Annotated in this window: 12 protein-coding genes; 6 read left to right on the top strand and 6 right to left on the bottom strand. The window is 39.7% G+C overall.

Annotated features, from left to right (window positions below):
• The coding region (locus BQ7314_RS02145; RefSeq protein ID WP_217423815.1) for a hypothetical protein at positions 1 to 1,721 on the top strand (1,721 nt) is incomplete at its 5' end.
• A 120-nt stretch (positions 1,722 to 1,841) separates the two neighbouring features.
• On the opposite strand, the gene BQ7314_RS02140 is transcribed toward BQ7314_RS02145, so the two are convergent.
• Positions 1,842 to 2,501, bottom strand: coding sequence for a zf-TFIIB domain-containing protein (locus BQ7314_RS02140; protein WP_174482060.1), 660 nt, complete (start codon positions 2,499 to 2,501; stop codon positions 1,842 to 1,844).
• Complete coding sequence (locus tag BQ7314_RS02135) at positions 2,501 to 3,517, bottom strand: SPFH domain-containing protein (protein ID WP_174482059.1); 1,017 nt, start codon at positions 3,515 to 3,517, stop codon at positions 2,501 to 2,503. Before BQ7314_RS02135 ends, BQ7314_RS02140 begins: the two co-directional genes overlap by 1 nt.
• A gap of 103 nt (positions 3,518 to 3,620) precedes the next feature.
• On the opposite strand from BQ7314_RS02135, the gene BQ7314_RS02130 reads away from it, so the two are divergent.
• Positions 3,621 to 4,151 (top strand): gamma carbonic anhydrase family protein, encoded by a 531-nt coding sequence (locus BQ7314_RS02130; RefSeq protein ID WP_174482058.1) that lies wholly within the window; start codon positions 3,621 to 3,623, stop codon positions 4,149 to 4,151.
• A 139-nt stretch (positions 4,152 to 4,290) separates the two neighbouring features.
• On the opposite strand, the gene fdxA is transcribed toward BQ7314_RS02130, so the two are convergent.
• The 4 genes from fdxA to BQ7314_RS02110 all read right to left on the bottom strand — a co-directional run bounded on the left by fdxA (position 4,291) and on the right by BQ7314_RS02110 (position 6,543).
• The gene (fdxA, locus tag BQ7314_RS02125; protein ID WP_174482057.1) at positions 4,291 to 4,614 is read right to left on the bottom strand and encodes a ferredoxin FdxA; all 324 of its coding nucleotides are present in this window, start codon (positions 4,612 to 4,614) and stop codon (positions 4,291 to 4,293) included.
• 264 nt (positions 4,615 to 4,878) lie between these two features.
• Entirely contained in the window at positions 4,879 to 5,694 is an 816-nt protein-coding gene (locus tag BQ7314_RS02120) for a sulfite exporter TauE/SafE family protein (RefSeq protein WP_174482056.1), read from the bottom strand.
• A gap of 7 nt (positions 5,695 to 5,701) precedes the next feature.
• Entirely contained in the window at positions 5,702 to 6,115 is a 414-nt protein-coding gene (locus BQ7314_RS02115; RefSeq protein ID WP_174482055.1) for a DUF6691 family protein, read from the bottom strand.
• A complete protein-coding gene (locus tag BQ7314_RS02110; RefSeq protein WP_174482054.1) occupies positions 6,115 to 6,543 on the bottom strand; it encodes a YeeE/YedE family protein in 429 nt (142 codons plus the stop codon). The genes BQ7314_RS02115 and BQ7314_RS02110 overlap by 1 nt, the downstream gene beginning before the upstream one ends.
• A 155-nt stretch (positions 6,544 to 6,698) precedes the next feature.
• Here BQ7314_RS02110 and pap point away from each other — a divergent pair, with 155 nt between their 5' ends.
• The 4 genes from pap (at position 6,699) to lpxA (ending at position 10,358) form a co-directional block, all read left to right on the top strand.
• Positions 6,699 to 8,183 carry a polyphosphate:AMP phosphotransferase gene (gene pap / locus BQ7314_RS02105; protein WP_174482053.1) on the top strand — a complete coding sequence of 495 codons (1,485 nt, stop codon included), beginning with the start codon at positions 6,699 to 6,701 and terminating at the stop codon, positions 8,181 to 8,183.
• 103 nt (positions 8,184 to 8,286) lie between these two features.
• Positions 8,287 to 8,703, top strand: a complete 417-nt coding sequence (locus BQ7314_RS02100; RefSeq protein WP_245394888.1) for a methylated-DNA--[protein]-cysteine S-methyltransferase — start codon at positions 8,287 to 8,289, stop codon at positions 8,701 to 8,703.
• The gene (gene xerD, locus BQ7314_RS02095) at positions 8,693 to 9,574 is read left to right on the top strand and encodes a site-specific tyrosine recombinase XerD (protein WP_174482051.1); all 882 of its coding nucleotides are present in this window, start codon (positions 8,693 to 8,695) and stop codon (positions 9,572 to 9,574) included. The genes BQ7314_RS02100 and xerD overlap by 11 nt, the downstream gene beginning before the upstream one ends.
• Before the next feature lie 7 nt (positions 9,575 to 9,581).
• On the top strand, positions 9,582 to 10,358 hold the full coding sequence (gene lpxA, locus BQ7314_RS02090; protein WP_174482050.1) for an acyl-ACP--UDP-N-acetylglucosamine O-acyltransferase: 777 nt from the start codon (positions 9,582 to 9,584) through the stop codon (positions 10,356 to 10,358).
• Positions 10,359 to 10,496: the final 138 nt, after the last annotated feature.

The raw sequence follows: 10,496 nt of genomic DNA, 5'->3' as shown, positions 1-10,496 counted from the left end.
AAATAAAGTTTATGAGTTGCATCATTATAATTCTTAAATTGAACTTGCCTAAATTAATTTGTGCTCATTCCTTAGAAAACAGCTCTGCCAATGAAAGAGCACACCAAATATTCCTTGCCATACAAAGTATTAACATAAGCAATAAACTAGCTATAGAAAAAAAATCTCTGCTGTTAATCGACATTTACCAAGCAATATCTCTTTCTTTAGAGCCTCTAAAAAACAACCTATTAAATAGCGCGTTACCACTAACGCCCGAAGAGCAAAGTGGTGCTGAATATATCATCTGGACTTATACAGAATTAGCCAACGGATTTGCTAGTTGTATCAGTAAAAAGAGCAACACCACTAACGCACAAACTTTTTTTTACGGCCTACAATCACTTATTACCGCCTATCTACATATATCAGAAATCTACGAAATGCCTTACGCTAATTTTTGGAAGCAAAGTTACTTATTCTTTGGTTTAGCAAGTAAATTAGAAATTCAGGATCTAGCGATTAAGGCTCATAACAAGCACAGCAATACAACAAGTAAAGCCTTTAAACACCTTCTGGCGCTTTATCACTGTGATCTGCACCAATTTCGGCCCCGAGCTATGCTACATATTTCTACTTGTGTAGAAAAATATACATCATTAACCCTACTAGACAAAAAGTTTGACCCAAAAAAGCCAATGCTCTACTCAGGCTTAGACTTAAATTCGGATACGCCACCTAGTAATTTAAAGCGCTTAAAACAAACGGAAAAAAGTGCTTTCTATTTTTTTTCTGGCTTTAATGCGGCTATTAGCATAAACCAAAATGTTAATGACGAAGCCCAAGGTAGCGGCATTATAAAATCAATTAACCGAGAGCTAATTCAACAAGCATCCAAGTCATTAAGCTTACAACAAAAAAGACAATTTACTCGTATAGTAGAGAAAAAAGAGCAGTATGGCATTATGGGCCTAGCTAATACTATACAATTATTACGCACTGACAGCCCCTTAACACCACCACAGCCAACAGCAAATAACAAGAAAAACCAAACCTCTGGCGGCTGGTCAGTTCCAGATCTAGAGCTAGTAAGTGAAGGATTTGAAACTCTATTCACCATGAAAGAACAGTTAAATCACGCTAGTTTTACTACTAATAGCCCGAATATAACCAAGCAAATAAAACAAGTTTTTCACGCTAATAACAAAAAATTTAGTGACAATACTATTTGGTCTAACTCAGGCATTGATGAACCATCAGAAAATACAAGAGAAACCAAACTGGCCATTGCGGATAGCAGTATAAAAGGCTATAAAATAATTTTTAATACTGAAAACAATAACTCAAAAATACAAATTGGCGATATTATAGGCATTAAACATAATGATACGGTTGAGATAGGTCTTATTCGAAGAGTACTTCAACATACAAAACACAGAATACAAGTAGGCATTAAACTACTTTCATTAGAGTCTGAATTAGCTTATATTTCTCTACCCGATCATGACTCTATTTATACTTGGGCTTTATTTTTATCTGGGATAAAACAACTTGATGCAGCTGATAGCTTAGTTTTCTATGATAATAATTTTCAATGTGGCGAACTGATTAAAGTTCACCGTGCAAATCAAGCCCCTTATACCTGCCGATTACAAAAGCTATTACACCTCAGTCCTGCAGCAACACACATCCAGTTATCTAATGCTTCAGTCATAGATAAGCCAAAAAAAACGAAAATCTAGACTCCATTTAACCTAATCCAACAGCTCTTAAATTTTTAACATACAAACAACAGAAGTGTGCTTTTAATTGGTTAATCGGCTTATTATTTTATCGCTTATCTCTAGATTTCTGTACTAGCGCTATAAAATTTTCTTAATCACATAGGCCAACATATCCAATAAATCCGTTTCCAAACCTATCTTCTCCTTAGTTATGGAACTATGGAAGGTGTCCAGTTCTCTATTTGACTTGAGCGGTCTTTTTAGTGGTTTTTTACGCTGTTTTTGATCGTGTAATAGCTGTCCCCCCATTTTCTTCCATTCCATTAAGTGCGTGACTTCACCACTATCCAGCCATAAACCATGGGCGCGACAACTATCAACAATCACCCCACTTTTCTGGGCAAAATTAGTCCTACGCATAAACTCTTGACACACTGGGCACTTAATATATTTGACCGGTCGATTTTTCTGATAACGATCGATATTAATATTATCTAAATGCACTAAATTAATACTTTGGACACCATTAACCGCATGATTCAATAAAGTTTCCAGTTCACCTAGATCAAAAAATAGTCCAAAACAATCCGCGCAGCGCTCAATAAACAAGATATCATCTAATTGTAGCTGTATAGTTTGCAAGGTTTGCTCACAATGCGGACAGATCCTATCTGATGCCTGCTTATAAATAGAAAAATCATGCTTCGCATGCAAGTCGACATCATTACGTACAGCACAATATTGGCAGCGGTTAGTATTTGCCAATAGTGGCGCAGAACAACTTTTACATCTAGCCATTATAGACTATCCAAAATCTCTTTTTTCTTAGCGCTGTATTCTTGCTCAGAAATGAACTCAGCCTGAAACATTTTTTTAAGTTGTGCTAATTTTTGCATAGGGTCTGAAGCAGCAGGCTGTGTTTCAGGAGCACCAAAGCCAACACTCATGGTATTAGCCATACTCTGCCCCATGCCCATACCTGCACCTAAGCCCATACCTAATCCAGCACCACCACCTTCATTACGCGCTGCTTCACGCATTGCTTCCAATTGTTGCATGTGCGCGTAATCCAAACCTACTGCTGCCGCTGCCTGTGCTTCTGCACTTAAATCAGCAATGCGATTAATACGCTTTAAAGTCTGCTCATCAAAATTAGTGCCTTCGATACGAAAATCAGTAATTTCAAAACCCAGCTTGCAGAACTCTTGCTGTAATTTAGCATCCATACCTGCGGCAATTTCTTCACGCTTCGCATCAATTTCTGCGTAAGAGTAGCGGCTTTCCGCTAAAAAATCACTTAACGGATGAACCAAACGGTTAGACATCACTCTACGAAAGTCATCAATATAAAAGTCATTTTCACTACCAACCACATTAATAAAAAAACCTTCTGGATCAGAAATACGATAACTATAATTGCCATAAGCACGCAGGCCAACGGGAAACTTATATTTGGGATCATCATATTTAATCGGTGAATTTGTACCCCATTTTTGATCTAAAACCTTAGTTTTCTTATAAAAATATATCTGTGCTTTATGCTCACTTTCAAAAAATTGCATAAACTTAGTGACTGTCGTCCAAAAAGGAATATTATCGGTTTCTAAATTAATCAGGCACTGCTTATTAATCACCGCTTTTACACGCCCTTCATAAACAAAAATACAGCCCTGCCCTGGACCAACAATTAATTTTGATGCATTCTTAAGTTCCTCGCCATTCCCCTGCCAGTGCTGAAACAAAACATCAGCACTGGGTGCTTCCCATTGAATAACTGAACGTAACTGACGTTTGATACCATCAAATAATGCCATAGTCTATGCTCCTCAAGATATGCCTTTAAAGCTTATTTATAGCTGAATATTACTAGAAATAACAGTATGATTATGTGTTTTGAACAACATAATAGAGAATCTTATGCCCCTAAGAGCTTTTAAAAATATTCTGCCTCACATTGGTGCAGCTAATTATATCGATGACAGTGCAGTGATTATTGGTGATGTGACCTTAGCAGATAATGTTTCCGTCTGGCCAACGGTCGTGATTCGAGGTGATGTTGCTAGTGTACATATAGGTGAAAATACCAATATTCAAGACGGTAGCGTGCTACATGTTTCACATGCAGGAAAATACACGCCCAATAGTGCTCCTTTAAATATAGGTAAAGGCGTAACTATTGGTCATAGAGCGGTAGTACATGCTTGTACAGTGGGAGATTATTGTTTAGTCGGAATTGGTGCGATTATCATGGATAACGCGATCTTGGAAGACTATGTTATGCTTGGAGCTGGGGCGCTAGTCCCCCCAGGAAAAGTACTAGAAAGCGGCCATCTTTATATTGGCGCACCAGCCAAAAAGTCTCGCGCATTAAGTACAGAAGAAAAAGAATTTTTAGAATATTCATCCGCCCATTATGTCCAACTAAAAGATGAGTATTTAGCGTTATAAAAGATGCGGGTTAGGTGAGCAAGCTACCTTGAAATAAACGGCCAAATAATAACGATTATTAACCGTTTAAAAAACAATTAATTACGTTATTTTACTGGCCAAAAATTAGCAACGCCTAGTCTTACTCACCTAAAGAACCTTACCTTTCTAATAGCTCTAACTTACCTTCTTTACCGTCCCACTCTTGTGCATCATCTGCCGGTGGCTTAACCTCAGTAATCACCGGCCATACTTGAGCCAGCTCCGCATTAAGCTCTATAAACTGCTCTTGCCCTTCAGGTAATTCATCTTCAGCAAAAATAGCGCCTGCTGGGCACTCAGGTTCACACAAAGTACAATCAATACATTCATCAGGATCGATAACTAGAAAATTAGGTCCTTCATGAAAACAATCGACCGGGCAAACATCAACACAGTCAGTAAATTTACATTTAATGCAATTTTCCGTAACAACAAAAGTCATACCAAAATACCTTTTATAAAATTATTAAAAATATAGTATTTTTAAGTGCACAGCAGCGGCACTTTTAAACTATCCAAACATTTCATCCATAAATTGGATTAACAGTGTATTTTATCAGAAAGGTTCTCAAGAATGCACATTATTCAGCCTCTGTTTAAAAAATTAATCCATAAACATGACCGTACTAGTACAGCAACCTCGAAATAAGCAACAACATAATAAGCCTATTAATCAATTAAATACGCTGTTTTTTATGCTAAAAATTCAATAACTGATGCCACGCAAAGCTAATTTAATTCCCATTGCAAAAAGCAACAATGCAATCACCGCCCTTAACCAATGATCAGGGATATACTTGCCGATAAAACTACCCAAATAAACTGCCGGCACGCCCCCTATTAACAATCCGGTTAATAAGTCAAAATCGACCGTACCTAAATGCAAATGCCCCATACCCGCAATCGCAGTTAGAGGCACAGCATGAGCGATATCAGTACCAACAATCGAAATAGGTTTTTTATTAGGGTAAAGTAAAAACAAAATAGCCGAACCAATAGCGCCAGCCCCCACAGAAGAAATCGTCACTAAAACACCTAAAATCACGCCCGATAAAACCGTTAAATGTGGGCGATAAGCTTTGAGCGTATCAATGAGATCAGATTCACCATGATGATGGCTGACATAAGAAACCAGCCGACCTTTGATTAAGACAATAATGGAAGTAAGTATTAACATAACACTTAAAGTACCCATCATTAAACTATCCGAATTAAATCCAGCTACCTTAATTTGCTCGAGCAAAACAACCGTAACCAAAGCACTAGGAATACTACCGGCACCTAACAAACTAACAATTTTCCAATCCACTGTACTATTTTTATGATGAAAAAGCACACCACTGCATTTAGTCAAAGCTGCATATAACAAATCAGTACCAACGGCGACTGCAGGCGCAATACCAAAACCTAGAACTAAGATTGGGGTCATTAATGAACCGCCACCGACACCCGTCAGCCCGATAACAAAACCAACCAAACTACCCGCAGCAATATGAATTAACTCAAAAGAAAAGAATTCCATGTATTTATTATTTTTTCACGAAATATCGTTCAGCAAAAAAACCCGCATAAATAGCAACGACCATGAGTACCCCCTCCTTAGAGAACAAGCCTAAACTCGCGACCGCAGGACCTGGGCAATAACCTGTCATTCCCCAGCCCACACCAAATACCGCAGCCCCGACTATTAATGGCCTATTAATAACCGTTTGTTTAGATACATGAAAGCTAGACTCAAAAATAGGGCTAGGCCGCTTTAAGATAAACCGGAAAGTGACTATTGTAACCACTAACGCCCCCATCATGACAAAAGCTAAGCTAGGATCCCAGTCACCACTAATATCTAAAAAATTCAATACCTTGTTAGGGTCAATCATTTGCGATAAAGCCAAGCCCAAACCAAAAATAACCCCTGCCAGTAAAGCGACTAAATTCATTTTCATTAAACTACCCCAACAAGATGTTTAAGTATAAAAACTGTCAGCATGCCGCTAGCCATAAACGTCAGTGTTGCACCTATTGAGCGTATCGAGAAATTAGCTATACCACAAATACCATGCCCACTAGTACACCCACTACCGAGACGCGTACCAAAACCAACTAAAAAGCCACCAATAATAATTAACCATAAAGGATAGCCCTCGCGCGCACTTAAGCTATCCTGAGTAAGAAACTGAAACAATGCTGCACCAATAATTAAACCAACGAGAAATAGCGTTCGCCATACCTCTTCTTTTTTCGGCGCACTAAATACACCATTCATAATGCCACTAATACCAGCCATTCGACCGTTAAATAAAAGTAACAGGCTAACACTGATGCCAATTAAAGCACCGCCTAATAAAGCAGAAATAGGAGTAAAATTTTCCAAAGGTCACCATTGAGCTTATGCAAAAAAAGGTTCATTATAAGGGTTCTGATGGATGTGTAGCAAAATTTACATAGCGAGTGAGGGCTAAGCCGCCTCTATCGCGATTTAGCTATACTACATACTCTCCTTAATCCTTAAAAATAATAACTATCGCTATGTTTGAAATTGCCGAATTAGGACATAAAGTCAGTAAAACTGACTACCTTGAAAAAGTGCCTAAACTACGCACTCAACTATTAATGCGCCAACAACAGCTCCGTAATCAAGAATTCTCAGTCATCATTTTGATCTCTGGCGTAGATGGCGGCGGTAAAGGTGACGTTATTAATTTACTCAACGAGTGGCTAGATCCTCGCTTTATGCGTACTAATGCCTACGACTCCCCTAGCGATGAAGAAAAAGAGCGCCCTGAGTTCTGGCGTTTTTGGCGCACGATGCCAGCAAAAGGCACTATTGGCATTTATGTAGGCTCATGGTACAGCGCCCCTATTGCTAAACGGGTTTATAAAAAAATTAACGACATCGAATTACAAACGCATTTAACGCATATCAACGAACTAGAGCAAGAACTTGCTGATGATGGCACTTTAATTATCAAATGTTGGTTGCATTTAAAGAAAGAACAACAAAAAAAGCGCTTAAAGCAGCTAGAAAAAGACCCTGAAACAGCATGGCAAGTTACCGAACGTGATAAAGCTCACCTAAAAATGTATGACACCTTTGTTAGTGTTGCAGAAAAAGTATTAACAGAAACCAGTACAGCAAAAAACCCTTGGCTAATTGTTGAAGGCAGCGATATACGCTATAGCAGCCTAACAGTGGGCCAGCATATACTAAATAAAATAAACTCACATATAAAGGCATTACAGGTCAAGAACAACCGACCTACTCCCGTTTATAGCCCACCAATAATTCATGGTAACCAACCCAATATACTCGACTCATTAGACCTAAGCTTATCATTAGATAAAAAGCTCTATAATGAACAATTAAACCACTATCAAGGCAAGCTTAATAAACTAGCACGCCAAGCACATGAAAAAAAGATCTCCAGTATTTTAGTTTTCGAAGGCTGGGATGCCGGTGGTAAAGGCGGTGCAATTCGCCGAATCACTCATGCTCTTGACGCTAGAAACTATCAAGTAATTCCTATTGCCGCGCCCACTGATGAAGAGCGTATGCAGCACTATCTATGGCGTTTCTGGCGGCATATGCCGCGTGCGGGTCGTGTTACTATCTATGATCGTAGTTGGTATGGTCGTGTTTTAGTCGAGCGCGTTGAAGGCTTTGCCTCAGAGGAAGAGTGGACACGCGCCTACCCCGAAATCCGTAACTTTGAAGAATCATTTATACGTCATGGAATTGCGGTATTAAAGTTTTGGCTACATATTGACCCTGATGAACAATTACGTCGCTTTAAAGAACGCGAACAAATCAGCTATAAACAATTTAAAATTACCGAAGAAGATTACCGTAATCGTGACAAATGGGATGCCTATTCACTCGCAGTCAATGATATGGTAGCCCGAACTAGCACCCAAGCCGTACCGTGGATATTAGTTGAAGGCAACGACAAACGCTATGCCCGTATCAAAATACTCAAAGCCTACTGCGACAGGCTCGAGTCTATGCTCGATTAACCCAAATATGAGCACGGTTCAACTCAATTGGTGCAAACCCAGTAGACATGCTGTAATTAAAACTTATTATTGCACTACCCCTGTTGGCCCATTAAGCATCCATATGCAAGCCTCTTTATTAAGCAAAATCGAATGGCTCGATGACTCCCGCGAACCATTCGACAATACGCCTATGCAACTCGAACAAATCCTTCAGCATTATTGGCATCATGCGATGATCGACTACTCACACCCTCTGTTAAAACAAGGCACCGCCTTCCAGCAGAAAGTATGGCAAGCGCTTTGCGGCATTCCCACAGGTCAAACGAGAACCTACGGTGAACTTGCACAAACTCTAAACACCAGCCCTAGGGCACTCGCTAATGCTTGCCGTAACAACCCTTTCCCTATTATCATCCCCTGTCATCGAGTTGTTTCCAAAACAGGCATAGGGGGTTATGCAGGACACACATCTGGTCCTATACTGGCTATCAAATACGCCTTATTACAACATGAAAAAATGCTAACTCATGAGCTCTAAACAATTAATTGATACCTTTATTGATGCCTTATGGGTGGAAAATGGTTTAAGCAAAAACACCCTCAGTGCTTATGCCAGTGATTTACGTATTTTCCATAAAAGTCTAAATAAACCCATAGAGCAGGCATCTAATAGCGACATCTGTTTATTTTTAAGTCAACGCTATGAACAAGGCATTAGCGCGCGCTCATCAGCACGCATTTTATCGAGCCTACGCCGGTTTTATACGTATTTATTACGCGAAAAACAGGTCATCACTGATCCAACTGCATTAATTGATCAACCGCAGCTTGGCAGACCTCTGCCCGACAGCTTATCTGAGCACGATATAGACCTGTTGCTTGAAGCTCCTGAACCTAGTTCCATTTTAGGTGCCAGAGATAAAGCTATGTTAGAGATGCTTTATGCAACAGGTTTACGCGTTTCAGAACTAGTTAACTTGAGTAATGATGAAATTAACTTACGTATGGGCGTGCTACGGGTAACAGGCAAAGGCAATAAAGAGCGCTTAGTACCTATCGGCGAACAAGCCCTAAGTTGTTTAGAAGAGTATATGCAACACAGCCGTAAAACGCTACTATCTGAACGCCAATGCAACACCATTTTTGTTACCAATAGAGGTGCAGGTATGACGCGTCAAGCTTTTTGGCATATTATTAAGCGCTATGCAAAAAAAGCAGGCATTACTAAAGAGTTATCACCACACACATTACGCCATGCGTTTGCAACCCATTTATTAAACCACGGCGCTGATTTACGCGTTGTACAACTATTACTAGGGCACAGCGATTTATCCACCACACAAATTTATACCCATGTCGCTAACGAACGCTTAAAAGAATTACATTCTCTATATCATCCACGAGGCTAATGCTTATATGACCCAAAATATTCATCCCACCGCCTATATCGCCGAGCAGGCTATACTAGGAAAAAACATCACTGTTGGCCCTTTTGCTGTGATCGAAAGCCCTGCCCAGATAGGTGATAACTGCAAAATTGGCGCGCATGCCGTAGTCATGCCTTACACCAAAATGGGCTCAGGCAATACCTTGCACCCACATGTGGTTTTAGGCTGTTTACCTCAAGATACGTCATTTAAAGAAGAAACTATTTCATGGCTAGATATTGGTAATGATAATGTTTTCAGAGAAGGCTTTACCGCCCATAGAGCCTCAGAAGAAAATGGCACAACACTCATTGGCTCTAACTGTTTTTTTATGAATAACAGCCATGTCGCGCATGATTGTCAAATTGGTAATCACACTATTTTCGCCAACAATGTTGCTATTGGTGGTTTTGTGCAAATTGATGATCGCGTATTTATGGGCGGCAGCGTGGTTGCTCACCAATTTTGCCGTATCGGTTCTTATGCCATCGTCCAAGGCACTACCGGCCTTAATAAAGACGTGATTCCTTTTTGTTTAATCGCTGGCTATCCTGCCAAGCACTATCGCTTAAACACTGTCGGTTTAAAACGCTCAGGTATTACGGGTGACCGCTATAAAGTTATTGCCACTGCCTTTAGACGTTTACGTAACAATGAGAGTATTGATGATTTAGAGAATACGGAAGAAATTACTTATTTAAAGCAGTGGCTAGCCATTAAATCCAAACGTGGTTTACATGGTTTTATGGGGCTGGAGAAGAAATAAGTTGCGCCACCCTAGGTTAACGGTGTCCGACATTTTATTACAGATATGCCATCAAAACAGGTCGGAGCTTGCGCTCAAAGAGCCATGTGGCGCTTTTCTTTAGGAAATTGTTTTTTAAGAACCGCCAAGCTTGTTTGG

Origin of the sequence: methanotrophic endosymbiont of Bathymodiolus puteoserpentis (Logatchev), from assembly GCF_900128525.1 — a bacterium.
Taxonomy (GTDB): Bacteria; Pseudomonadota; Gammaproteobacteria; order Methylococcales; family Methylomonadaceae; genus Methyloprofundus.
Note: the sequence above shows the minus strand (reverse complement) of the source record. Positions and strands in the feature narration are given on the sequence as shown.